The sequence below is a fragment of the Nostoc sp. genome (assembly GCF_036919555.1).
GTDB lineage: Bacteria > Cyanobacteriota > Cyanobacteriia > Cyanobacteriales > Nostocaceae > Nostoc.
This window is the reverse complement of the sequence record NZ_JBALCS010000005.1, coordinates 1-23,847: the sequence shown is the minus strand read 5'-3', so window position 1 is coordinate 23,847 and position 23,847 is coordinate 1. Positions and strand designations below refer to the sequence as shown.

Here is a 23,847-nt window from a genome sequence, read left to right as displayed (position 1 = left end):
CAGCAGAAGCCGCAATTAGCTTAGATAAAGCGATCGCTGTTTCCCCAGAACTGACAATTGCCAAAGACAGCAATCCTGCTGTTGTGCCTCCTGAAGGAAACTTGGAATCTATTGCCGCAGCAGAAGCCGCAATTAGCTTAGATAAAGCGATCGCTGTTTCCCCAGAACTGACAATTGCCAAAGACAGCAATCCTGCTGTTGTGCCTCCTGAAAGAAACTTAGAATCTATTGCCGCAACAGAACCCACAATTAGCTTAGATAGAGCGATCGCTGTTTCCCCAGAACTGACAATTACCAAAGACAGCAATCCTGCTACCATTGTTGTGCCTCCTGAAGGAAACTTAGAATCTATTGCCGCAACAGAACCCACAATTAGCTTAAATAGAGCGATCGCTGTTTCCCCAGAACTGGCAATTGCCAAAGACAGCAACCCTGCTGTTGTACCTCCTGAAGGAAACTTGGAATCTATTGCCGCAATAGAACCCACAATTAGCTTAGATAAAGCGATCGCTGTTTCCCCAGAACTGACAATTGCCAAAGACAGCAATCCTGCTGTTGTGCCTCCTGAAGGAAACTTAGAATCTATTGCCGCAACAGAACCCGCAATTGGCTTAGATAGAGCGATCGCTGTTTCCCCAGAACTGGCAATTGCCAAAGACAGCAACCCTGCTACCATTGTTGTGTCAGATGAAACCGAAGAAGATATAGTTATCGATGAGCCTGTGAGTCCTGTGTGGCTCAAAGGTGAGACGGCAGAACAGATTTTACAAAATTTAATAGATTTAGCTTTACCCGCTTCTGAACCTCTGCCCAAAGATGAAAAGGTTACAGATTTTCCAGCAACAGAACCACCGCTACCATTACTGCTAACTTTAAGTCAGGATACTTACATTGCTCGTTGGGGACAAGCTCTGACAATCAATGGAGACATAGAACTCAAAGAAAAGACAAATCTAGATCAGGCTGAAACATTATCCCCAAAAAGCTTGCGGGCACTTGAACTAGGAATTGAACTGCGATCGCCCAAAAACTCGAAAATCTTGACCGAGGTACGGCAACCCTTGCCAGATCAGGAATTGCCCTTTACCATCAATACCTCAATTGATATTCCTGCCGACTGTGAATCTAAGTTAATTTTGGCAGATATCAGTTTATATGGCAAATTCGCCGATGTTGGTGAAGTCATCCGGTTAACCAGCCAGTCGTTCAGCATTACAGCAGATATCAAAGAATTACTGGCGATCGCAGCCGTAGCAAAACCTAGTACATCAAATGGAAATGGCCTCATAGTACCATCGGACTCATCTGCTACTTTCACAGAACCAGAGGCAGCTATCAGGCTTGATTTGAAACTATTCAATCTGGTCAAGATTCCAAAAACAGGCCAGTCTCTAATACTCAATCCATCCCCAAACACACCCCTACCTCCGCAAATTAACCTGGAAGTTCTGCGAGAAGCCACCCTGCGGACATCTAAGCTGAAGAATTCAGGCACTTCACCTCAATTACCGAAACTGCCCCCTGTTCAAACCGATGCCAACACTCCCACAGATGTTATTACAGAGCCCCCTACACAGGAGGAGCTTCTAGAAAAGAATGCTACTATAGCTACCATCAACTTGGAGCAGTTGGTCATCAGCCAACGTCGAATGCCAATACTCGACACTACTTTTCCATACTTGAGACGGCTACAAGCTTTGCCAGGTGATGCAGAGGAAGTAAAAAGCAATGTCCCCCCAGATGCATTGCAAGTTCCAGCTGCTGAAGACTTCCCGCAGTTGGACGCAACTATAGCTGAAGCTGAAAATACACCTGAATTAGTAGTAGGTGATGCACCATCTCAGAAGGAATTTGTTCCTGAAGTAGAAGCCCAACCAAATGCACAATTCCAAGAGGAATCTGTTGGTGATGTAGAAGCCCAACCAAATGCACAATTGATTACAACGGGGAACCTTTACTCATCTCCTTTACTCAGGAAGTGGATGCAGAGCCAAGGATACTCTTTGCCTGAATCTCTCAGTGATCTGCAAGCTCAAGACTACGATAACTATCTTCTGGCGCAGCAGACGCCGCTTTCTCTAAGTGCAGAAAATGCGAATGTTGATGCCAACTTGCCGTTAAACCTAGATACCAACACGGAGAAGAATCTGAGCGACCCCAGCCTTCGCTCAGAACTTGTGCTGACGGAGACACGCAACGGACAGAGGACATGGGAAGAAGCCAATCCTTGGGCTTCCGAACTGGGGAATTTCGGGGAAGATGTAGACACAGCGCAGGAAGGGGATCTGGGGATCAGAGAAAATACGGAAATAGAAAAAGTATTAGAAGAACCAACACTCTCATCGGCTCTGTTAACACAACTACCGCTCCCCCCTGCTGCGATCAAAATAAATATAGCGTCAGCTTGGTTAGCGCAAGAAATCGTTGTAGATGATACATATAGTGAACTGGAAGCCGATGCAACCAGAAGTTACCCCTTTGAAGAAGAGGAGCAACCACTGTTAGATTTATCGCCTTCCCTACCTATAATTGCGGTAGCCACTGAGCCTTTGCCAATTCCCCAACTGCTAGTGCCAGAAGGCGAACTAATCGCTGGCAAGTCTATCATAGTGCGCGTAGTACTGCCTGAAGTACCTCCGCAAGTTGTTGTCAAGTTATGGGTTGAAGATTATCAAACTCGCTGGTTACTAGATGGTCCCCATTTATTGACAAATTTACTACCTAATGCGTTGGCAGGGTTGGAAGTGATGACGCAATTAAACATTCCCTTTGGCTGTTTGGAAATTCGCTTGGAAGCGATCGCACTTGATCTGACAACCCAACAGGAGAGTCACAAAGTCACAATAGTGCGAACTGTGATTCCTCCAGACTTGCCAAGCTTGCAGCTAGATGAACTCCTGGGTATGTGATCGCGATGTAAGTTAGTGATGAGCCGGATCAGGGGGACAAGGGGGACAAGGAAAGAGTTTTTCCAGTCCTCTTCTCCATCTCCTAATATTGGCTGTGTTAAAAATATGAAAGAATTTCAAAAATTTGGCAGAATTTGCAGTAAGCTCATTTTGAATTGTAGTGTGATTTAATGGGAACCTTTACTATGGCAGTTTCTTTTTTGCCTTCTATCTTGGCTAGTACTTCGTACTTGTCTCCTATTTTCATTTACATAATTGGTTGGATTTTGCCAGGTGTGGTCTTCGCTTTTCTATTTTTATACATTGAAAGCGACGATATCAGCGATATTAAGTGATACTGATGTAGTCATTAGTCATTAGTCATTAGCAAAAAACAAATGACAAAGGATAAATGACTACTGGCCAAAATTAATACCGCCCATCTCATAGAGACAGGCGGTTTTTTTAACGTTGATTTCTCAACAAATGCTAGAAAATTCTCACTTATAGTGTTTGGTTAAATCGAAGAACCAATTCCGGCGTAGGCACCATAAAAGAAAATGCCCAGGACTGTGATTATACCTAATCCTGCGATCGTAGCAACGACCCACAGAGGAATTCTCCCACTTTCAGACACAGCTTCTCTCCTCCCTTAACAACAAATCAACATACGTTCAATAAACAAAGATTAACAACAGTACTTCCACTTAGTTAAAGAAGTAACTAGAAAACAGAATCCCTAGAACGAAAACTAGTAGTAGTCCCAGGTATAGCGAAGTCCGGTTTAGTTCAACCGGCTGATTATTGGGATTGGGCGATCTTTCTACCATAATTGCTCCTAACGGTGAATAAATTGCATTGCGGCGATCGCGCCTAAAAAGAATACAGTTGGTACACCTAATGTGTGAACTGCCAGCCATCTAACAGTAAAAATTGGATAGGTAACTGGTTGATTGATGTTATTGCCGCTAGTCATGATCTCAAACTACTTTCCAATAAATTGTTCAACTTGTTTTTTAGCTTCAAAACGGTTCTTCACAATTGGCACTTCTTGGCGCGTTGGTGTGAAATACTCATTGGGACGAGGTGTGCCAAAAGCATCATAGGCCAGCCCAGTGCTGACAAATAGCCAACCGGCAATAAATAATGCCGGGATGGTGATGCTATGAATTACCCAGTAACGAACGCTGGTAATGATGTCCGAAAACGGACGTTCTCCAGTGGTACCTGACATTTAGATTTCTGCCTTTACATAGAGTGTTATAGAGTTTATTATCCTACAAAGTTAAGAAAGAGTTACAAGTTGCAACGTTCTTCTCAGAAATTGGGTACTGGGCATGGGGCATTGGGCATGGGGCATTGGGCATTGGCATTGGTTATTAATTCTTGTCGCTCATCTCCCTTATCCCCACTCCCGTACAGACGCGATTAATCGCGTCTCTCCTACTCCCTTTTAGTCACTAAGCCGCCTCTGCTGGGGAAGTTGTTTCAGGGTTTGGTAAATATTTGAGCAAAACGCCGCGATCGCCAATTATAAATCCCCGGTCTGGCTCTAAGAACAAAATTTTGTACAAATTAGCAGCAACTTCTTCCACTTCACGGTCTTTTTCCCACGTTTTGCCACCGTCGCCACTCCGTAGCAAATTACCGCTACCGCCACCTATCCAAATTTCATTGGGTGTGCGATATGCCAAATCCAGTAAACCCAAACTGGTGGAGAAGTCTGGATATTGTGCCTTTTGCCACTCGTCAGGTTTACTTGCGTCACTAAACTGAATTTGACCGCCTCTAGCTAGCAACCACAATTGCCCATTCTCAGCAAAGCCCATGTTTTCTACCCGCCGAGAACTATTGCGGTTATGGGGTACCCAAGCATTTTGCCCCGGTTCCCAAGTCGAGTAAAAACTACCCTTAGCGGAAACCGCAACATATTTACCATCAGCAGAACGTTCCAAGTTACGCACCACACCGACTGCTGATTCCACCTGGGCTTTCCAGTTTTTGCCGCCGTCTGTGGTCTTATATATGGCTCCGACATCAGTAGCCATTTCAGCTGTCTTCTCTGCCAGTGCCTTAATTGCGAGCGGGCTACCTGGTAGCTTTTCGTTCAGGGGAATACGCGACCAAGAACCACCTTCATCGGTAGTGTGCAACAATAGTCCAGGCTCTCCGGCAATCCAGCCTTCTTTACCTGCAAAGCTTACTGAGTCAAAGCGATACCTTTGATCATCCAATTGCAGTGTTATTGGTTTCCAGGTATTACCACCGTCCTTGGTTTGCAACAGGGTGGCATTGCTACCTACTAAGTAGCCATGCTCAGGGTTATCAGTAAAAGCAATATCCAATAGATTCGAGTCTGTTGGCACAGAAATGATTTTCCAGGGGTTGTAGCTAACAGAGGGAATTTTGCTACAACCTATGCACATCAAGACTACTATCAACAAGGCAGCTATTCGTTGCCAACTTTTTACAATTGAATGCATCAGTATTTCTTAGTTGTTTCTAAAGTTTTTCATTTTGAATATGACTTACACAAAACTACACGCGCTCAGGGGCAATTCATGAATTGCCCCTACCTAAAAATCAGGGTTTCAGCTATTGTTTGCGTAAGTCCTGTTGAATTTTGAATTGCTTAACGGCTGTTATTGTAGACCGTAGAGACTGATAAAAAACAAGAAGCCAAGAGCCAAAGCACCAAAAATTAGGATATTCTTTTGGGCTGGCGTTAGGTTGTTGACACCAAAACCGTAACCGAGATTTTCTTTGAAACCGGATGCAGTACCCGCAGGTCCAATATTGGCAAAAGCGGTTTTCTTAGCAGTACAAACTGGACAGCGCCAATTTATAGGCAGTTCTGCAAAGGGTGTCCCGGAAGGGATCTCATCCTTGTCGTCTCCCTTCTCAGGTTCGTAAACATAACCGCAGGCGCGACACTCGTAGCGATCTAACGCCGTAGTCTCAACAGCTGGTTCGCTCATAGCTAAAGCCTCGCAGAGGAGAAATCTTAAATATACGTTAAAAATTATGACATAATTGTTAGACTTTTCTATCACTAGCAAAAGCGAATCAAATACCTGAAGTGCGTCTGTTTCCCAGATTTCAGAAAAATCAAACAGATATAATGTAAAAGAAAGTTACGCAGTTTAGGGATTGGGCATTGGGCATGGGGCACAAGAGGCAGAGGGGCAGGGGGTAGGGGGCAAGGAAGGGGGAAAATTAAAAATTACCTCTTACCCCTCTGCTCCCTGCTCCCTGCTCCCCTGCCTCATCTTTCCCACTCCCGACTCCCGACTCCACACTTAAAATACTCCATAAGCGGTAGATACTCATTGTGTTTGTCCTCAGCGGTTACGAGTACCTACTAGGCTTCTTCATCATCTGTAGCCTAGTACCTGCCTTAGCGCTCTCAGCATCCAAGCTCCTACGACCTAGTGGTTACAGCCCAGAACGGCACACCACCTATGAATCTGGCATGGAACCCATCGGGGGAGCCTGGATTCAGTTCAACATCCGCTACTACATGTTTGCTCTGGTCTTCGTCGTCTTTGATGTGGAGACTGTATTCTTGTATCCTTGGGCGGTAGCTTTCCACCGTTTGGGACTATTGGCATTTATTGAAGCGCTAGTCTTTATTGCAATTCTTGTAGTCGCTTTAGTTTACGCATGGCGTAAAGGAGCTTTGGAATGGTCTTGAATTCTAACTTAACAACCCAGGACAAAGAGCGAATCATCAACCCCATTGAGCGTACTAATGTCACTCAAGACCTTTCAGAAAATATCATTTTGACTACGGTTGATGATCTCTACGACTGGGCGCGGCTTTCTAGTCTGTGGCCGTTGCTGTTTGGTACTGCTTGCTGTTTTATTGAGTTTGCAGCTTTAATTGGTTCCCGATTTGATTTTGACCGTTTTGGACTAATTCCTCGTTCTAGCCCCCGCCAAGCCGATTTAATTATTACGGCAGGGACAATTACAATGAAGATGGCTCCCCAACTGGTGCGTCTTTATGAACAAATGCCGGAGCCGAAGTATGTAATTGCGATGGGTGCTTGCACAATTACTGGCGGGATGTTTAGCGTTGATTCCCCTACGGCTGTGCGCGGAGTCGATAAACTGATTCCGGTGGATGTGTACTTACCTGGTTGTCCTCCCCGTCCAGAAGCAATTATCGACGCAATTATTAAGCTGCGGAAGAAAATCGCCAATGAATCGATGCAAGAGCGGGATAAAATTAAGCAAACTCACCGCTACTACAGCACGACTCATAATTTGAAGCCAGTAGAGGAAATCTTAACTGGTAAGTATTTGCAGTCAGAAACTCGCTTGACACCGCCAAAAGAATTGACGGAAGCGATCGGTATGCCAATACCACCTGCACTGCTGACAGCAAAGGCACAAAAGGAGGAACAAACCCGTGGCTGAAGAAGAATCTAAACCCGTGGCTGAAGAAGAATCTAAACCCGTGGCTGAAGAAGAATCTGAACCCGTGGCTGAAGAAGAATCTAAACCAGTAGCAGCCAAAAAAGAGTCATTGGTACAAGCCGGTAAAGTTTCCCAGTGGTTGACGGAAAATGGCTTTGACCATGAGTTTTTAGCACCAGATAAGAATGGTGTAGAGATAATTAAGGTGGAGCCAGATTTCTTGCTTCCCACTGCTACAGCCCTTTATGCTTATGGGTTTAATTATCTCCAGTTTCAAGGTGGTGTTGACCTTGGGCCAGGAGAGGAATTGGTGAGTGTGTATCACTTGATTAAAGTGGGTGATAATAGCGATCGCCCTGAAGAAGTACGCTTAAAGGTGTTCTTACCACGGGAAAATCCTGTAGTGCCTTCTGTGTACTGGATTTGGAAGACGGCAGATTGGCAAGAGCGCGAGTCTTACGATATGTATGGTATTGTCTACGAAGGACACCCAAATCTCAAGCGGCTTTTGATGCCGGAAGATTGGGTGGGTTGGCCTTTGCGGAAGGATTATATCTCGCCTGATTTCTATGAGTTGCAGGACGCTTATTAGATAGTGCTGAATAGAGACGCGATGAATCGCGTCTGTACAAAATAGTGCTGGGTTTCGATAGTGATTAACCCCTTTCCGGTGGCGGAGAGGGGTTATGTTTTTGGTGTTTCATGTCAAGTTGGTTGACAAAACTTGCTGTAATTCATTGACTGTATTTACAGTTTTAATTGCCTGCTGAATTGCTTTTAATTTCTGCAAATCCGTAATTTGAGAGATTATCGGCATCAATTCTGAACCTTGATTGCCAAACTTAATTTCTAATGCCAATTCAATCCCTGAATATAACTCCTCCTTTCTTCCTCGCAATTCTCCGCGTGCTTCTCCGCGTGCTTCTCCTTCACGTAAAATTTCTTGATACCAAGGCGATTCATGTAATACAGCCATATCCCACCTCATAATTTCTTGAACGAGCGTACTCTCTAAAACAAACGTAGCAAAAAAAGCCAAGACTGTTTCTAATTGGTTTAGTTGTTCATCAGCACGAAGAATTTGTAATGCTTCTCTAATAGTAGATTCATTTTCACCACCTTTGAGAATGGGTACAAACGGCAGTAAGGATGGTAAGGGTTGTTGAAAAGCAATCTCGACATCAACTTCCCACAGGTTAATAACACGGTAATCTTGAATAGCACGTAAACCAGCAATATTTAATGCATAACTTGTAGGTATTTCAGCATCACTTGCCTTGAGGATATTAATTAGTACTGGATACGTTGGCAAATTATATTTTTCTTCTGCAAGTGCTGCATAGGCACGCATCCTTCGCGGCATTTCTGGTTTATAGCGCAGTTGTAATTCGTTAAGAACGAGAAATTGTCCATGCTGGGGACTTTCGACACGGATTAGAACATCACTTTCTCGACTTATCCACTGAAATTCTGAGTTGAGAATTTCGCCAGCAACAATATCAGGAATTTGCGTTACCCATTTTACCCAGTTATCAGGTGCAAGGCTGATTAAGCGTTTGGTGCTGACATCGGCGGGTTTGATCATGGGGTTGTAAATGTACTAAAAGTTATCAAATAATTGTACTTAAGACTGGATTACAGATATTAAAATTTTTGATTGGACTACTTAGAGAAAGCGTAGACATCGCACCCAATCTGAGATAATTTTGGATAGTGCGATCGCTCTGGGCATCTCTATGGTATTTGGTACAATAAGATATTCAGTGAAATTTCTTAGTAATCGAAATCGCTATCTCTACCGTTGTATCTGTATTTATGGGAAGATTTAATCTAAATATTTAAAGTAATATGTCAGAAACACCTCAAGACGACGGCATTTGGATTGTAACGGATGAAACGCCGCAAATATCGATTCCTGACGGTGTTAAAGGCGGGAGTGGTAATACAGGCAGTTGGGGAGACGAAACTATCAGAGAAAACACTGGTAGCAAAGGGGTAGGAGATGCGGTTAAGGTTAGCGCTCAAATATTAGAGCAAAAGATGAGTCACTTTCTCAAACTCGTGGGAAGTTTGTTTAGTCAAGCTGAACAGCAAGCAAAAGTTAACTCCAGAATGCAGCTAGATGAAATTGAGCTATCGGTAGAAATTAGTGCAGATGGGGAAGTTAAATTAATTGGCAGTGGTGTCAAAGCTGGAAGTAAAGGAGCGATTAAGCTGAAGTTCAAGCGCCAAGAACAAGTGTGAGATGGCAAAAAATTGGGCGATCGCGATCGGCGTTAACCGATATGATTATCTGCAACCGCTAAACTATGCCAAGCGGGATGCACTGTCAATGCAGCAGTTTCTCCAAAGTAAGGCGGGGTTTGAGAAGATATACTTCTTCTCGGATGACTCTCCTGATGTTGGCGGTAAATCGACTCGTCCCAACCGTGCTAACTTACGGCAAGTGTTGCTGGAGTTATTTAACAAACCCTTCATGGGTGCAGGTGATAATTTTTGGTTTTTCTTCAGTGGTCATGGAATGCGCCATGATGAACGTGATTATCTCATGCCTAGTGATGGCAATCCAGGAGATATTACAGAAACAGCGATTCCTATTAACTTTGTGACTGAACGTTTGCGTCGCTGTGGTGCTGATAACGTTGTCTTGATTTTAGATGCTTGTCGCAGTTTGGGCACTCGTGCAGGTGAAGGTATTGGAAGACAAACGGCTGAGAAAGTTGCTCAACAGGGAGTTATTAGTATTTTTTCCTGTAGTCCGCAGGAATATTCTTATGAAATTGAAGCATTACAACAAGGTGCTTTTACTATTGCATTACTAGAAGGGTTGGGTATTCAAGGTAAATGTGCCACCGTTGAGAAGTTAAATCAGTATCTTAATCATCGTGTGCCGGAAATTGTTCGTCAGCATAATAATGGGAGACAAACACCTTATATTATTGCCGAGCCTATAAATAAATCTCACCTGATTCTTGTACCGCGATATGCAACCCTAGCGGATATTGCTACCTTGAAAATTGATGCTTATCGCGCTCAGGTTAAGGGAGATTTGGATTTAGCAAAACAGCTTTGGATTCGCGTATTAGCTGCTGCATCTGGTCAAGATTTGGAAGCTATAGAAGCTTTGGAAGATATTGCTCGGCTGCGCTGGGAACGTCAACAAGCACCTGTGCCACTACCTAGAAATACTGCTGCAAATTCTGCCAAGGGAGAATCTACAGTTGAAAGAAATCCCTTACAAACCTTTCAATTTGAAGTGGTTACGGTAAATGCAACAGGCAATATCACCAACCGCCGTAATGAGAAAGCGAAATATTTTGAAGAAGATTTAGGAAATGGTGTCACCTTGGAAATGGTGCAAATACCAGGGGGAACCTTTACGATGGGTTCACCAAAAGGGGAAGTTGAACGATTAGATAGGGAAAATCCACCCCATCAACTAACAGTTCCTGGGTTCTTCATGGGGAAATATGCAGTTACCCAAGCACAGTATCAAGCCATTATGGGGACAAATCCTTCTAATTTTAAAGGTGATAGACGACCTGTAGAACAAGTTAGTTGGGATGAAGCTGTAGAGTTTTGTAAAAAGTTGAGTCAGAAGACAGGACACACCTATAGGCTACCCAGCGAAGCCGAATGGGAATATGCTTGTCGTGCGGGGACAACTACACCGTTTTATTTTGGTGAAACGATTACCACAGATTTAGTTAACTACGACGGTAACTATCCTTATGGCTCTGCACCAAAGGGCGAATATCGTGAACAAACAACAAGTGTAGGAAAATTTTCACCAAACTCTTTCGGTTTATACGATATGCATGGTAATGTATGGGAATGGTGTCAAGATGTATATAATGACAATTACCAGCGTGCGCCAACAGATGGTAGTGCGTGGCTGACTGGTAAAGATAATAACATAAGGCTGCTGCGTGGCGGTAGTTGGATTAGCCACGCTAGGAATTGCCGTTCTGCCAATCGCAATTGGGATGCGCGCGCGGGTCGTAACTACAATGTTGGTTTTCGCGTGGTGGCGGTGGCTGTGGCGTGAGGATTCCTTACCCTTTTGCCCTCTGCACTTCTTGTTCTTTTCCCTTCTTCACTCTCCGCTGTAGGCGGTTAAAATTTTTTCAAGAAATGGTGTTATTGATATCAAAACTATTATACACTACCTTTAATCAGATTTCTCACTTAGTTTGAGAATTTGAGCATGGGGCAGGTCGATTTAGCTGCTGCGTGGCGGTAGTTGGATCAACAATACTAGGAATTGCCGTTCTGTCAATCGCAATAGGAACGCGCGCGCGAATCGTAACTACAATGTTGGTTTTCGCGTGGTGGCGGTGGCTGTGGCGTGAGTACTCCCCATTGTCAGAGTTGATAAGTGGGAATTTATCGAGCGTACACCAGGGAGTCCAGACCTGAACCAGCGAGGAAGGCGACAACCTCCGAATATAAAACCGAGTCGGATAGCTTGGTAGGTTGCAAAACCGAACAGTTGTTCGACTCAATAATTTTACGACATTTAAAAGAAACTTCTAAAATCTAGCTCATTTTTAATTGTTCTAATTTTTGTTTAATCAAAATTTCAACTTCTTCAATCTCAGCATTCGATTTTGGGATGTCAAAAGTCTCTGGAGACGCTTCAGATGTAAAGCGGTCAACAAAAGCACGAAACGCTGCTTTGTTGTCGGGGTGAGCAATGACGAAGGCTCTTAACTCGGTTTTGCTCATGCTGCTAAATTCTGGCTCAATCACAAGAACCTCCAAAAACCATTGCGATAGATTTCTACCTCTATGTTATCTCCTGCCAAAATAAACACATTACCTGTTTGTTCATCGAGGCGGACAATGTAAATAGGAGTGAATGTATTGGTCAAAGATTGAGATAGTATGACACACCTGATGCCTTGTTCCGCAGTTGGCAAGATTTGTATACCTCATAACCGCATAGCTTGGAATCAGAATAGCAGGTAAGGGGAAAATATCAAACCATCTATAGCAATCCTAAATGAGTTGTGAAAATCGAGAGACTCAGATCCCCGACTTCTTAAAGAAGTCGGGGATCTTATTGTTCACGACTGATTTAGGACTGTTTGGTTTACTACTGGACGTGCTTTTTTACGGTCTGACCTGCGCGTTCCACCAGCCATCTCATACTCATCACTATTTTTGCCATAGCGAGATGCAACATTCAACAGCATTTGCTCAGAATAAGTATTCAACTCACGTTCGGATTCTATTAATGCATTGTGTGTCTTATCTACTATTGTTTGTGCTTGATTATAAGCGGCTAGCTTTTCTCGTAACTCAATTACTTTAGTGTTGTAAGTAACAATTGAAAACCCATTACTAAAGTCTAACTTAGGGTTAATTGTCTGCATTCCTTCAATCCGTCGTTCAGCTTTGGTTAGTGGCATGGAGTTTCGTTTCCGTTGCGTCATATAGTTTTCCTGTTTGGATTAATTTATAAATAACCCCGATGTTATACACTGAGTTATTGATATATCATCAGAATACGCAACAAGCAGATGCACTAGCCACAGTGAAGTTACAGAATTTTAAAAGTATTGGATGGCATTAGCCAACTAGATAGATGCAGGTATATTTGCTGAAATTTGTTGAGAAAAGCAGGTTTTGAAGTTGCAAAAGCAGGTTTTGAAGTTGCAAAAGCAAGTTTTGAAGTCGCAAAAGCAAGTTTTGAAGTCGCAAAAGCAGGTTTAGAAGTCACAAAAGCAGGTTTAGAAGTCACAAAAGCTGGTTTAGAAGTCGCAAAAGCAGGTTTAGAAGTCACAAAAGCTGGTTTGATGAAAGTTGTTCAAATAATTCCATAACGCTTAATTAGTTTAACAGAACAACTTCACGGATAAATCCGTGGGGTTGCGACTATTACCGCAAGGCGAAATTAAAAATTAAAATAATGCTTTTTAGCGCCGTCTGCAATTTTCTTTCAAACCTAACCCTCTCCGTTTCGAGACACGAGTCGAATTACCCCCCTTAATCCCCCCTTATAAAGGGGGGAAATAAGATTTCCGGTGTGTATACACAAGTCGAATTACCCCCCTTAATCCCCCCTTATAAAGGGGGGAAATAAGATTTCTAGTTCCCTCCCCTTTGCAAGGGGAGGGTTAGGGTGGGGTAAAACAGCACGGCATAAATAAAGCAACTATTTCAAATCGTTTAAAAGCCTGTCTTCTAAGCTTTTTGACTTTTGACTTCCGCCTTGCGGTAGTAGGTATATTTGGAAAAGTGAGATATCCGCCTAGTAAACTAATAGTCACAACAGCTACCCATCGCATCGGCTAGAGGGGGATAAGACGAAGCACACTAAAAATTTATTTTTCTAACTGAAAATTTTATTTTATTTATGTGTTAAGTAGCTTTCACTATTTTATCTGTATAATCTATCATTTAGTTTAAATTATCGAATGTATAATCTCTCATTCAGCCTTATTGATTATTGACCTCTGTTAGTTATTGCTCGGTTGAAATTTGGGAATTAGGGTATCTCTTTTTAAGACATAACATACCACTCACCTAGTAGTTATTTATTAACGAAATTTGAGAAGTTATGTAGGCATACTCTATCCTAGACATTACCTCAACTTCTACTACAAAAATGATGAGCCATTATATGGATAGTTAGCACGTTTACGGCACTATCCAATGTCTGAAGACTTATTAAACTCCTTTCAAGAAGCATACAGCAATCTCGAACTGTTTCCGTTGATGGAACGGAACGAAATGGAAAGATTTAGAGTCCAATATGGTGATGATTTCATTGCAGAACTTAACCAATTAGTAGAAGATAGTCCCAATCGAGATGGCAAAATTGTCTTTACAGGACATCGGGGATGTGGTAAGTCTACTTTATTAGCTGAGTTTAGCAGACAAATTCAAAATAAATATTTTGTAGTTCTATTCTCGATTGCTGACAAAATTGAAATGTCGGCTGTTAATCATATTAATATATTGTTTGCGATCGCAGTCAATTTAATGACAGAGGCGGAAGCACGACAAGTTCATATTCCTCAATCTACTAAAGAAGCTCTTTATAAGTGGTTTGCTACCCGCACTCGCACTGAAGAATTAAATTTGCAAGCAGAAGCTAGCATAGGTTTTGACCTCCTAAAATTGATTAGCTCTAAATTAAAAGTTGATGCTAGTGTTCGGGATGAAATTAAACAAGAATTTGAACGCAAATTATCAGATTTAGTTGCCAGGATTAACGAAATCGCTGCACTCATTCAAACTGCAACTAAACAAAACGTTTTAGTAATCATTGATGATTTAGATAAACTTGATTTAGGAAGAGTTAACGAAATTTATAGAGATAACATTAAAGCTCTTTGTCAACCTAACTTTCAAATTATCTACACTATCCCCATCTCTGTACTTCGGGAAACATTTATCAGCACAATAATTACCACTGAAACCAACGACCAGGTTGTGGCAATGCCTGTTTTAAAAATATTTGAGAAAGGTAAAAATCGCTTCCCTAACGCCCAACCTCGCCCGGAAGCAACAAAGATTCTTGGTGAAGTTTTACAAAAGCGGATATCCAGTGAATTAATTACGGCAGAAACTGCTGAAAAAATTGTAATTTACAGTGGTGGCGTATTGCGAGAGTTAATTCGGATTGCTAAGGAATGTTGCCGTATTTGTTTGCGGATGATCCGGCGAAATCCCTCAGCAGAAGTTATTATTGATGATCAAATTCTCCTTCAAGCAATCAATAAAATTCGCAATGATTTTTCCATACGTTTAGGAAAACTTGATATAGATATTTTGCAGAGTGTTTATGAACAGTTTATGCCCAATGACCCCAAAGAAGCAGAGTTTTTGGATTTGCTACATGGGCTGTATGTTCTAGAATATCGCACTGATGAAACTTGGTACGATGTTCATCCAATTATTATAGAAACGTTGAGAATAAAGGGAGCTATTAATGTTAAATGAAGAATTCTTAGATGAGGAAGGAGAAAATCAAGATGCGTATGATGATTTAATTGTTTCTATTGAAGCTCAAAAACGAGGATTAAATTTACTGATTGCAGTTTGCGATGATCCTAGCTTTCGTGATGAGATTATTGCCCAATATGAAGCCGAATTAGAACCTAAATTTCGTCCATATCGAGTGACTTTAGCACGTCAGGAACCGAGCCTAAAAGCTGCTCTTAACCAACTGGTTCAACAAAAAGAATATCTCCGTCAGCAGAACCCGGCGGTAATTACTGTGACGGGTGCTGAACAACTTTATTTTCTCAGACTTGGAAATGAGCAATCAGAACAGGAGAAATTTTTTGGTTACTTACAGTGGACAAGGGAAGGATTGCGCGAGTTTCCTTTTGCGATCGTGGTTTGGGTAACTAATCAAATTTTAGTCAACCTGATTAAAAAAGCCCCTGACTTTTGGAGTTGGCGCAACGGTGTATTCCGGTTTGAATCTAAGAAGACAAATACTATTCCTGGTAAAGAACTAGAACATATACGCTTTGTTTTTAGAGACACAGAATTAGCTAGCACAGATACTAATGAAAATAACCTCTTTTTCTTACCCATCCAAGATTTACAAAAGCTCATCGAGAAAATAGAACAGGAACGGGGAATTAAAGACCCGACTTTGGCTACTTTATATTCAAGCTTAGGTGATATTTACCGCAGCAGATTAGATCGGGGTGAATCTCAAAATTATCAAGAAGAACAGGAATTAGCAATTAAGTATTTGCGTCAGGCGAGTGAGCTACAAAATGAATTAGGTTTGCAGATAGACTTAGCTAATAGCCTCAACAATTTAGCAGGAATATATCGTGCAACAGGATACTACAGCGAAGCCGAACCCTTATATAAACAAGCTTTAGAACTAAGGAAACGCTTGCTAGGAGACAACCATCCTGCTTTTGCTACTAGCCTCAATAATTTGGCAGGACTCTACAAATCTACTGGACAATATACTAAAGCGGAACTTTTATATCAACAAGCTTTGGAACTGAGGAAACGCTTGTGGGGAGAAAACCATGCCGATGTTTTTGTTAGTCTGAACAATTTGGCACTACTATATGATGAACAAGGACGTTACGAGGAAGCAGAACCTTTGTATCTCCAATCATTAAAATTTGAAAAACATTTGCTTGGAGAAAATCATCCTTCTTTCGCTCTCATCCTGAATAATTTAGCGCTACTTTATTATCATCAAGGACGTTATAGTGAAGCTGAACCATTGTCGCAACAAGCAATAGAATTAGATAAGCGATTTTTGGGAGAAGAGAATCCTGATGTTGCAACAGATTTGCACAATTTAGGTTTAATATACCGCGCTCAAGGACGCTACAGCGAAGCCGAATCTTTGTTTTTGCAATCATTGGAACTCAAGCAGCGTCTATTGCAAAAGGCGCATCCGCTTTTAGCAGATACTATCTATGCTCTTGGTTATATGTACAGGGAGCAGGGACGTTACAATGAAGCGGAACTCTGTTGTATAAAAGCCTTAGAACTTGATAAACATCTGTTGGGAGAAAATCATCCTAATGTTGCTGAAAGTCTGCATAATTTGGCAGAAATCTATCGTGAAACGGGGCGTTGTAGTGAAGCAGAACCTCTTTATTTGCAAGCTTTAGATATTTGTGAACGAGTTTGGGGTGTGAATCATATTCGTAGTGTGGCTGTTCGTGAAAATTTAGAAAACCTTGTCGCAGCAATGCAGAATAATGGAGAGTGCGATCGCTAACTAATTTCTATCAACTTATTGGCTGTACACTGAGGTTTACCATCAGAATTAGGTTTTATAAATTTCAAGTTTAATTTATCTCTAAATTAGCTCCTTAATATTAATTGTAGATATAACAGATGGCGAAACTTCTCACCAGAAGTTTCGATCAAAACTGTTTTTACTTGCTAACCTACCGCTTTGCTTAACGGCAGTTACTCCCCATTGTATGGACTGCCGTCGCAGAGATGTGTAGCACAATACTTTTCTATGTCCAATTAATCTCTTTGGAACGAAAAGCTCTATCCCAATCGTTAGCAATCACTTCCATGATATTGATCATGCCTTCATAGCCAAAATATGGCTTGTCTACATAGGTTTCTCTGTTAGTGGGGCTAAATACATCAAAAGCAATTTTGATTCCCAATTCCTCTGCCATGTATTTTTCCCATGCCGAGCCAATCACAGCATCAACATCAAACTCTTCTAAGGTCTGTTTTACCTGATACCCATCTGCCGAAAATACTATATGGGAAGTAAGACCGAGGCTGTACAGTTCTCGCTCCAAAATTGAACGAGAATCAGGTATCGCCGAGCGAAATAATAAGACTTCCGGAATCATCTCTAATTCTTCAAAGAGCATTCTGACTAGTCCAATGCCAAGCGTCCCATCCGCAGATACAGCAATTCTACAGTTACGATATCGGGGAATAATCATCAATGCTCGTTTGCGAAGTGTATCTACGACCATTTCTTCGCCTTGTTTGATGATTGGCTCCACTTTTTCATCTATCTTGAAATGTGCCGCCAATGCCTTCAACCACCGAGTAGTGTTGTTTACACCTATTGGTAAAGGTATATCATCAAGGATCAAAGGGATGTCATGGGTCTGTTGCATTTTCCGAGCAAACTTATACCCAACATCATGACTGAGAACAATATTGGCGGTTGCCTCACCAGCTTGCTCTAGTTCTTCAAAGGAGGTATTATGAGAGAAGACCGTCTGTACTTTAATCCTTAAAGATTTTAACGTCTGCTTTACCCATTCCAAATCAGCCCACCAAGTAGGATTCAGATTTGCCTGTGGTGCAATGATATTTACAATCCTTGGCTTCCTGCCCCTTCTTTTGGTCTGCCTTTTTTTGATAAAAGGAAGTAAAGCCTCTAAACCCATTTCCAAGCCATCGTAAGCATTGCCCCGAAACCCACCAGCCATTAAAGGAACGAGTTTGGCTTTGATATCTGGCTGAAGCTGGTTGCACAATCCCGCAATATCTTCACCAATGATGTCTGCCGCGCAAGTACCAACGACAAACATCACCTTAGAATCAAAAGATTGATCGGCCTCTTTAATCATCCCTTTGAGTTTCTCAGACGCTCCCATCACAATGTCTGACTCAAAAAGACGAGTACAACCTACTTTCCGCTTGGTGAAATCAACCTCATGAGCATCATACCCAGCTGCAACAGTGGACGCGCAACCCTGTGGAGACTGAATCACAATACTGACATCTTTAATGCCAGCAACTGTAGTTGCAATACCTTCAAGCGCACAGCCAACTACTGGGTCTTTACTATGGTTACAATTGTCAAAAGTTGTTTCAGCAGACATTTTTTCCTCCTGTTTCTCTAAAGCTTGACTATGGTAAACGCGTTTTATGCAGCCTGTAGCGACTTCTGCCTTGACGTTTCCGTGTTTTGTGAAGCCTGTAGCGACTTCTGCCTTGACGTTTCCGTGTTTCGCGCAGCCTGTAACGACTTCTGCCTTGACGTTTCCGTGTTTCGCGTAGCCTGTAGCGACTTCTGCTTTGACGTTTCTGTGTTTCGCGCAGCCTGTAACGGCTTCTGTCTCGACGTTAGCGTATTTCGCGCAGCCTGTAACGGCTTTCGCCTTAAGATTTTTGGCTTAAGCCTTGCTCGTAAGCTAATAATCATTCAAATTGTATGCTTTGCGTCTCCTGCAACTCCCACGTCCCTGCGTCTTTCTGAGGCTAAGGATTATGCAACTTAAAGGCGGATTAGCTTATCAGACGCCACCGAATCAGCGTGCAGTGTTTTCCAGTTCTTCAATGCAGCCAGTCCCGGTTTTTTGTTAATAATCGCTTGACTTTTAAGACGGTTACTACAATTTTCTGCACCTCTGCATGAGACAAATCCATACTTTTATTTAGCAAAGTCACATTTCATTTATTACTCGTTCATACATTTTCCCCGTCTCTTCTCTGCATATACGGTACAATCAGGCATGTCTTGAGCTAATTTTCCGCTTAGTGATTGAGTAGATGCTAACCCGGAATCTTTAGGGAATACCATTTGCTTGGTTAAAGCACTCCGAGGTCTAAAGGCATATTGGAGTGCTGTTTCAATACACCTTGCGACCTTTAAGGCTCCGCGATAGCCAAATCTGGGACGATTTAAGATAGCATTTAAATCGACTACGGGAATATGGGGGAAACTCAAGGAAGAACCAAAATAAACTACCGATTCTGCATCAAGACCACCAATGAAATCCAGTAATTCATCTTCCGTTTGTTTCATGGACTCGTACTTGCCAAAGGCCAGCGTCCCTTTCGTAATCAATATTTCCGGGTCTAACCCTGTTTCCAATAGGTAGTCTACACTGGTTTCTCGTGCTTCTGTACTCCAGGGATGGAAGTTATAGATTACTACACGCATCCCAAAATCACGATCCAACATGTGAGCAAGGGATAAACACTTGATAGCATCATGTCCTTCGATAATCGCTAACTTCCCTTCTATATAACCCTTAGCTGCTTCAAATTCAGTCTTAATTGCGGCATATTCCTTTTCCATTAGGGCAGCCGCTTGTTCTTCCATGCCTAAATATTTTGCCGCCCCTTCGAGCCATTTTTCTGTAGCAGCGATTCCATAGGGAAGGATGGTAGAGTTTAGCGGAGTACCGAACTTGTCTGACATGGCTTTACCGATGGTATAGCCAAGATCCAAACATAAAGTACAGTTGACTGCCGCACTCGGTGCTTGCTTGAGTTCTTCTAAAGTACAGTCACCAGCGATGACACTGTGAACTCGTGCCCCCATTCCTTCTATCAATCGCACCAGTTCCTTAACATCAGTTTCGACTTCCGTCCTTTCAGGGCCCATCTTCGCGCCCACAATGTTGACAGCATTGGCTAGTTGTGCTTTCCGTTCTGGAGTTGGCGGCTCCATAAAGTCTACAATTTGCCGAAATACGATATCAAATCCACTGCGATACTCCCCTGCGAATCCTTCGCAATGTATCGTCATGATCTCAGACTTGATTTCGCTGCGGGCTTTATTCACGACGTCATCAACACAGTCGCCAATAATACCAGACGCGCAACTAGTGGCAACAACGATCGCATCAGGATGGTATTTTTTATCTACTTCTCGAATCGCGCCTGCTAATTCTTTTTCTCCACCAAAAATTACCGCCTTCTCACTCATGTTCGTAGTTACCACGGGTTCATAAGGGGAACCACTATTGCGGCTATTGGTCAGTTTGTATGCCCGCTTTACACCATAAGCACAGCCACTCGGCCCGTGAGAAATAACGATCGCATTTTTAATCCCACTTAAAATCTTCGTTGCAGTCCAAAATTTACAGGGACGGGTATGACTACCTTGTAAAGTGGTCTTAATTTTACCCTCTTTTGCCAAGCGATACAGTTCGCTTAAATTTCCGTAAAATACAACATTCTTATCTATACTTGTTGCAGTCATGATCGCTCTCCAGTCTTTCTATAACTTCTGTCTTCAGTACCCTGTGATTTGTAAACCAGGCTACTAAGCCGCCCTCTGATACTAATCAGTTAAACGGGTGCTGCCTGGTTTACAATTGACATAGGATTGCTAAGTATCGTAAAAATTCCGATGGAAATACCATCTAATGATTTGGCAGGAAAGTTGGGGGTGGACGATAAGAAATATTACTCCAGATAGATGCCATCCCCCATACATATCAGCCTCTTACCAAACGTTTAAGATCCACTCGCGATCGAGCTTGTTCTCCATATCTGCAAACATGGTGTTAGCAATGGTGTCTGCTAGCCATTCTGCTCCTTTATAGCCAATAATGGGGTATTTCCACAGACCTGCCCGGTCAAAGCTGGGGAAGCCAATCCGAACCATTGGAATTTTGTGATCGATAGAAATATATCGACCTTTGGAATGACCTAGAATCAAGTCGATTTGGAGGGATTTATCTTTAATGCGGCGCTCCAATTCCCAGAGGTCTGCATTCCAGATGACTTCGATATCACAGGCTGCTTGCTTCTCCAACTGGGCAATTCTTGGATCTTTGGTGCAGGCTCTGTTGTCGTCTCCTAACAACATCAGCACTGGCTCTAACTCACATTCCAAGCAGAACTCTGCTAGACCAATTACCAGATCGGGATCTCCGTAAATAGCTACCTTCTTGTTGGCGAAGAACATGTGGGCGAGGTCTGCGATCGCATCGATAGCTTTTCCACGTTCTCTGACTAAAGATTCTGGTATTGGTTTGCCAGTCAGTTTCTGGATATTTTGCAGCCAGACGTCAGTGTTTTTGATGCCAATTGGTGTTGGGCCAATGATTGCAGGAACCTTAAACTTCTCTTGTAAGAATTCAGCTGAGCTGCCTCCTTCATATTTGCATAAGGCAATAGTTCCCAACGCATTAGCAGAATCAGCAATTTCTTCAATGGTTGTATTCCCAAAGGCAAAACTTGTCTTATCGGGCATGGTGGGCGCATCGAAGGATTCTGTATCCACTAAGATGTTTGCTGGAACATCCATATCTTTTAAGATGCGCTTGATTTCCGTGACATCTCCAGGGTTAAGCCACCCAGTAATGATGTTCAACTTGCCAGTTGGTTCGCCTTTTTTTGCCAGGCTAGAAATGATTGCATGTACGCCGACATTATAGCCTGTTACCTGGCTACCTTTGTAACTAGGGGTATGCACAGGAACAAGGACAACCTTGCGATCGGGATAGTCTTTCTTTAACTGGCCGTTGAGCTTGTTAATGGTTCCTTCGATATCATCCCCAATCGTCTCAGTTGAACAAGTCGTAATAATTGGGATAATTCGTAAATCAGGATATCGTGCTACTAAAGTGTGTACGGCTTCCTCAATGCGTGGCTGTCCTCCAAGGACAGCGCTATTTTCATGGAGTGAAGAAGAAGCAATGTCAAAATTTTCCTTCAAATGCTGGGCAAACAGGAGCCGAACGAACATACTACACCCCTGTCCTCCATGCACCAGGGGAATACAATCTTTTATTCCGATTGCAGCATACTCAGCCCCAGCAGGCTGACAGGTAAATATAGGATTGATTATTCCCTTGCGTTCTTTCTGTTTTACGACTAAAGACATTCTCTTGACTCCTAGATAGTGTAAAATTCGTGATGCGTGTTTGTTTGGCGTTGCTGAACGAAGAGATGAATTGTCATTTTGAACTTAAGAAAGTGGAGCGATGTCTGCGGCGAGCTAACGCTGCATCCAACTAAGAAGCAAGCTACCCATAGCATCGATTACAGAAGAAAAGTAGAATTGAATTTCCTGAAAATCTTGAAAACAAGATGAGATGCTTCTGTAGTCAGACGGTATGCAGACACTACGCTTCTTGGGAATAGTTTTGGCGTAGCCCGTCGTAGCGATCGCTCTCTACCCTGTAAGAAAATTTCTGCACAAACACTAACAGGATGACAAGACTCTAATTCATACTCCTATTGAGCAACGCCGTTCGTTCGTTTGGTGAGGCAGTCTGGTCTTCTCCCAAGGGGGACGCTAAGAGCAATGGGGGTTTCCCCCAGCAAGAACTGCCGTTAGCGTCAGCGTTAGCGACGCAGGAGCGTCACCCGGAGGGTTGAATTACCGATCTAATTGCTTTAATAAAGCGAATAATGCAACTCACCATTCTTCGACTTGGTTATTACAATATCGATCAGCATTGCCTTAACAGACTCCAGTACTGCCTTCTTTTGCGAGTTCTCCATCTTACTTAACCATGAAAATCTGATTTCCAGGTCAGCCGAAAGGATCTTCGCATCTGCATAAAAACCCCTTTGGATCAAGGTTTCCAGAACCACCTTTTCTCCAGTCAAGATTTGGGCGGACATATTGAGAACACCATTGATGTTTTCTTCCCGATCCCATGCACGCGAGTGAAACTGCCACAAACACCGTTCTTGAATTAATTTTGTGACTTCTGCAGCTCGCTGTTGAATGTATAACGCGATTTCATTAGCTTGCTGTTGAACCTGTGGTGCAGCTTCCTTAGCTTGGGGTTGAACCTGTGGTGCAGCTTCCTTAGCTTGGGGTTGAACCTGTGGTGCAACTTCCTTAGCTTGGGGTTGAACCTGTGGTGCAGCTTCCTTAGCTTGGGGTTGAACCTGTGGTGCAGCTTCCTTAGCTTGGGGTTGAACCTGTGGTGCAACTTCCTTAGCTTGGGGTTGAACCTGTGGCGCAGCTTCCTTAGCTTGGGGTTGAACCTGTGGCGCAGCTTCCTTAGCTGGTTGTTTGGCCTGTGGTGCAACTTCCTTAGCTGGCTGTTTGGCCTGTGGTGCAACTTCCTTAGCTGGCTGTTGAACTTGTGGCGCAGCTTCCTTAACTAGCTGTTTGACCTGTGAAGTGGTTTCCTTAACTAGCTGTTTGACTTCAGAAGTGGCTTCCTTAACTTGCTGTTGAATTAGAGAAACGACTTCCTCTGATACCTCTTTGGTTGCTTTACCGTTGCCATTACCATTGGTACTTGGCAGATTTTGCTCACCACGGATATCAATTTGAGCCAATTTCATCAGTGGAGAGTAAATGGCATTGTACATATCCCGTGCCATATTCACCGCACCTTCAAAG

General features: G+C 42.8%; 24 protein-coding genes. 10 read left to right on the top strand and 14 right to left on the bottom strand.

Annotated features, from left to right (window positions below; translation table 11 throughout):
* Positions 1–83 precede the first annotated feature (83 nt).
* On the top strand, positions 84–2,909 hold the full coding sequence (locus tag V7K36_RS01115; RefSeq protein WP_335112472.1) for a hypothetical protein: 2,826 nt from the start codon (positions 84–86) through the stop codon (positions 2,907–2,909).
* 185 nt (positions 2,910–3,094) lie between these two features.
* A complete protein-coding gene (locus V7K36_RS01110) occupies positions 3,095–3,244 on the top strand; it encodes a photosystem I reaction center subunit VIII (protein WP_334832469.1) in 150 nt (49 codons plus the stop codon).
* Between the two features lie 161 nt (positions 3,245–3,405).
* Here V7K36_RS01110 and V7K36_RS01105 read toward each other — a convergent pair whose 3' ends face one another.
* The 6 genes from V7K36_RS01105 to V7K36_RS01080 all read right to left on the bottom strand — a co-directional run bounded on the left by V7K36_RS01105 (position 3,406) and on the right by V7K36_RS01080 (position 5,866).
* A complete protein-coding gene (locus V7K36_RS01105; protein ID WP_292759492.1) occupies positions 3,406–3,525 on the bottom strand; it encodes a photosystem II reaction center protein J in 120 nt (39 codons plus the stop codon).
* Between the two features lie 70 nt (positions 3,526–3,595).
* A complete protein-coding gene (locus V7K36_RS01100; RefSeq protein ID WP_012411802.1) occupies positions 3,596–3,718 on the bottom strand; it encodes a photosystem II reaction center protein L in 123 nt (40 codons plus the stop codon).
* Positions 3,719–3,726: 8 nt separating this feature from the next.
* Positions 3,727–3,864: a cytochrome b559 subunit beta gene (psbF, locus tag V7K36_RS01095; RefSeq protein ID WP_012411801.1), complete on the bottom strand. Its 138-nt coding sequence runs from the start codon at positions 3,862–3,864 to the stop codon at positions 3,727–3,729.
* Between the two features lie 9 nt (positions 3,865–3,873).
* Positions 3,874–4,122, bottom strand: coding sequence for a cytochrome b559 subunit alpha (gene psbE / locus V7K36_RS01090; protein ID WP_292719831.1), 249 nt, complete (start codon positions 4,120–4,122; stop codon positions 3,874–3,876).
* Positions 4,123–4,348: 226 nt separating this feature from the next.
* Positions 4,349–5,371, bottom strand: a complete 1,023-nt coding sequence (locus tag V7K36_RS01085; RefSeq protein ID WP_335112468.1) for a photosynthesis system II assembly factor Ycf48 — start codon at positions 5,369–5,371, stop codon at positions 4,349–4,351.
* Between the two features lie 159 nt (positions 5,372–5,530).
* A complete protein-coding gene (locus V7K36_RS01080) occupies positions 5,531–5,866 on the bottom strand; it encodes a rubredoxin (RefSeq protein ID WP_334832455.1) in 336 nt (111 codons plus the stop codon).
* Positions 5,867–6,219: 353 nt separating this feature from the next.
* Here V7K36_RS01080 and ndhC point away from each other — a divergent pair, with 353 nt between their 5' ends.
* The 3 genes from ndhC (at position 6,220) to V7K36_RS01065 (ending at position 7,902) form a co-directional block, all read left to right on the top strand.
* A complete protein-coding gene (ndhC, locus tag V7K36_RS01075; RefSeq protein WP_196526961.1) occupies positions 6,220–6,582 on the top strand; it encodes a photosynthetic/respiratory NAD(P)H-quinone oxidoreductase subunit C in 363 nt (120 codons plus the stop codon).
* Positions 6,573–7,310: a photosynthetic/respiratory NAD(P)H-quinone oxidoreductase subunit K gene (gene ndhK / locus V7K36_RS01070; RefSeq protein WP_334946314.1), complete on the top strand. Its 738-nt coding sequence runs from the start codon at positions 6,573–6,575 to the stop codon at positions 7,308–7,310. Before ndhC ends, ndhK begins: the two co-directional genes overlap by 10 nt.
* Positions 7,311–7,374: 64 nt before the next feature.
* The gene (locus V7K36_RS01065) at positions 7,375–7,902 is read left to right on the top strand and encodes an NAD(P)H-quinone oxidoreductase subunit J (protein WP_335112470.1); all 528 of its coding nucleotides are present in this window, start codon (positions 7,375–7,377) and stop codon (positions 7,900–7,902) included.
* 108 nt (positions 7,903–8,010) lie between these two features.
* Here the strand turns inward: V7K36_RS01065 and V7K36_RS01060 are convergent, their stop codons facing one another.
* Positions 8,011–8,895: an Rpn family recombination-promoting nuclease/putative transposase gene (locus tag V7K36_RS01060; RefSeq protein WP_335112466.1), complete on the bottom strand. Its 885-nt coding sequence runs from the start codon at positions 8,893–8,895 to the stop codon at positions 8,011–8,013.
* Between the two features lie 263 nt (positions 8,896–9,158).
* On the opposite strand from V7K36_RS01060, the gene V7K36_RS01055 reads away from it, so the two are divergent.
* Both V7K36_RS01055 and V7K36_RS01050 read left to right on the top strand, forming a co-directional pair.
* Positions 9,159–9,554, top strand: coding sequence for a Pepco domain-containing protein (locus V7K36_RS01055; protein WP_335112464.1), 396 nt, complete (start codon positions 9,159–9,161; stop codon positions 9,552–9,554).
* Between the two features lies 1 nt (position 9,555).
* On the top strand, positions 9,556–11,358 hold the full coding sequence (locus V7K36_RS01050; RefSeq protein WP_335112462.1) for an SUMF1/EgtB/PvdO family nonheme iron enzyme: 1,803 nt from the start codon (positions 9,556–9,558) through the stop codon (positions 11,356–11,358).
* 491 nt (positions 11,359–11,849) lie between these two features.
* Here V7K36_RS01050 and V7K36_RS01045 read toward each other — a convergent pair whose 3' ends face one another.
* The 3 genes from V7K36_RS01045 to V7K36_RS01035 form a co-directional block, all read right to left on the bottom strand.
* Positions 11,850–12,062, bottom strand: coding sequence for a DUF6887 family protein (locus tag V7K36_RS01045; protein WP_229486806.1), 213 nt, complete (start codon positions 12,060–12,062; stop codon positions 11,850–11,852).
* On the bottom strand, positions 12,059–12,232 hold the full coding sequence (locus V7K36_RS01040; protein WP_442948420.1) for a DUF6888 family protein: 174 nt from the start codon (positions 12,230–12,232) through the stop codon (positions 12,059–12,061). The genes V7K36_RS01045 and V7K36_RS01040 overlap by 4 nt, the downstream gene beginning before the upstream one ends.
* A gap of 147 nt (positions 12,233–12,379) precedes the next feature.
* Positions 12,380–12,748, bottom strand: a complete 369-nt coding sequence (locus V7K36_RS01035; RefSeq protein WP_335112460.1) for a hypothetical protein — start codon at positions 12,746–12,748, stop codon at positions 12,380–12,382.
* A 174-nt stretch (positions 12,749–12,922) separates the two neighbouring features.
* On the opposite strand from V7K36_RS01035, the gene V7K36_RS01030 reads away from it, so the two are divergent.
* The 3 genes from V7K36_RS01030 to V7K36_RS01020 all read left to right on the top strand — a co-directional run bounded on the left by V7K36_RS01030 (position 12,923) and on the right by V7K36_RS01020 (position 17,031).
* Entirely contained in the window at positions 12,923–13,138 is a 216-nt protein-coding gene (locus tag V7K36_RS01030) for a hypothetical protein (RefSeq protein WP_335112458.1), read from the top strand.
* 832 nt (positions 13,139–13,970) lie between these two features.
* Positions 13,971–15,263 (top strand): ATP-binding protein, encoded by a 1,293-nt coding sequence (locus tag V7K36_RS01025; protein ID WP_335112456.1) that lies wholly within the window; start codon positions 13,971–13,973, stop codon positions 15,261–15,263.
* Positions 15,253–17,031 (top strand): tetratricopeptide repeat protein, encoded by a 1,779-nt coding sequence (locus tag V7K36_RS01020; protein WP_335112454.1) that lies wholly within the window; start codon positions 15,253–15,255, stop codon positions 17,029–17,031. Before V7K36_RS01025 ends, V7K36_RS01020 begins: the two co-directional genes overlap by 11 nt.
* Positions 17,032–17,278: 247 nt before the next feature.
* Here the strand turns inward: V7K36_RS01020 and V7K36_RS01015 are convergent, their stop codons facing one another.
* The 4 genes from V7K36_RS01015 to vnfG form a co-directional block, all read right to left on the bottom strand.
* Complete coding sequence (locus tag V7K36_RS01015) at positions 17,279–18,622, bottom strand: nitrogenase component 1 (RefSeq protein WP_335112452.1); 1,344 nt, start codon at positions 18,620–18,622, stop codon at positions 17,279–17,281.
* Positions 18,623–19,200: 578 nt separating this feature from the next.
* Positions 19,201–20,733: a nitrogenase component 1 gene (locus tag V7K36_RS01010; protein ID WP_335112450.1), complete on the bottom strand. Its 1,533-nt coding sequence runs from the start codon at positions 20,731–20,733 to the stop codon at positions 19,201–19,203.
* A 246-nt stretch (positions 20,734–20,979) separates the two neighbouring features.
* Positions 20,980–22,365 carry a V-containing nitrogenase subunit beta gene (gene vnfK, locus V7K36_RS01005; RefSeq protein ID WP_335112448.1) on the bottom strand — a complete coding sequence of 462 codons (1,386 nt, stop codon included), beginning with the start codon at positions 22,363–22,365 and terminating at the stop codon, positions 20,980–20,982.
* Positions 22,366–22,880: 515 nt separating this feature from the next.
* Positions 22,881–23,847: V-containing nitrogenase subunit delta (gene vnfG, locus V7K36_RS01000; RefSeq protein WP_335112446.1), on the bottom strand; the 967-nt coding region annotated here is incomplete at its 5' end.

What these genes read in the sequence shown, in the direction of transcription:
- V7K36_RS01110 (WP_334832469.1), top strand. Translation starts at nt 3,095, where the DNA reads ATGGCAGTTTCTTTTTTGCCTTCTATCTTGGCTAGTACTTCGTACTTG.
- V7K36_RS01100 (WP_012411802.1), bottom strand. Translation starts at nt 3,718, where the DNA reads ATGGTAGAAAGATCGCCCAATCCCAATAATCAGCCGGTTGAACTAAAC.
- psbF (WP_012411801.1), bottom strand. Translation starts at nt 3,864, where the DNA reads ATGACTAGCGGCAATAACATCAATCAACCAGTTACCTATCCAATTTTT.
- psbE (WP_292719831.1), bottom strand. Translation starts at nt 4,122, where the DNA reads ATGTCAGGTACCACTGGAGAACGTCCGTTTTCGGACATCATTACCAGC.
- V7K36_RS01085 (WP_335112468.1), bottom strand. Translation starts at nt 5,371, where the DNA reads ATGCATTCAATTGTAAAAAGTTGGCAACGAATAGCTGCCTTGTTGATA.
- V7K36_RS01080 (WP_334832455.1), bottom strand. Translation starts at nt 5,866, where the DNA reads ATGAGCGAACCAGCTGTTGAGACTACGGCGTTAGATCGCTACGAGTGT.
- ndhK (WP_334946314.1), top strand. Translation starts at nt 6,573, where the DNA reads ATGGTCTTGAATTCTAACTTAACAACCCAGGACAAAGAGCGAATCATC.
- V7K36_RS01060 (WP_335112466.1), bottom strand. Translation starts at nt 8,895, where the DNA reads ATGATCAAACCCGCCGATGTCAGCACCAAACGCTTAATCAGCCTTGCA.
- V7K36_RS01055 (WP_335112464.1), top strand. Translation starts at nt 9,159, where the DNA reads ATGTCAGAAACACCTCAAGACGACGGCATTTGGATTGTAACGGATGAA.
- V7K36_RS01050 (WP_335112462.1), top strand. Translation starts at nt 9,556, where the DNA reads ATGGCAAAAAATTGGGCGATCGCGATCGGCGTTAACCGATATGATTAT.
- V7K36_RS01035 (WP_335112460.1), bottom strand. Translation starts at nt 12,748, where the DNA reads ATGACGCAACGGAAACGAAACTCCATGCCACTAACCAAAGCTGAACGA.
- V7K36_RS01025 (WP_335112456.1), top strand. Translation starts at nt 13,971, where the DNA reads ATGTCTGAAGACTTATTAAACTCCTTTCAAGAAGCATACAGCAATCTC.
- V7K36_RS01020 (WP_335112454.1), top strand. Translation starts at nt 15,253, where the DNA reads ATGTTAAATGAAGAATTCTTAGATGAGGAAGGAGAAAATCAAGATGCG.
- V7K36_RS01015 (WP_335112452.1), bottom strand. Translation starts at nt 18,622, where the DNA reads ATGTCTGCTGAAACAACTTTTGACAATTGTAACCATAGTAAAGACCCA.
- V7K36_RS01010 (WP_335112450.1), bottom strand. Translation starts at nt 20,733, where the DNA reads ATGACTGCAACAAGTATAGATAAGAATGTTGTATTTTACGGAAATTTA.
- vnfK (WP_335112448.1), bottom strand. Translation starts at nt 22,365, where the DNA reads ATGTCTTTAGTCGTAAAACAGAAAGAACGCAAGGGAATAATCAATCCT.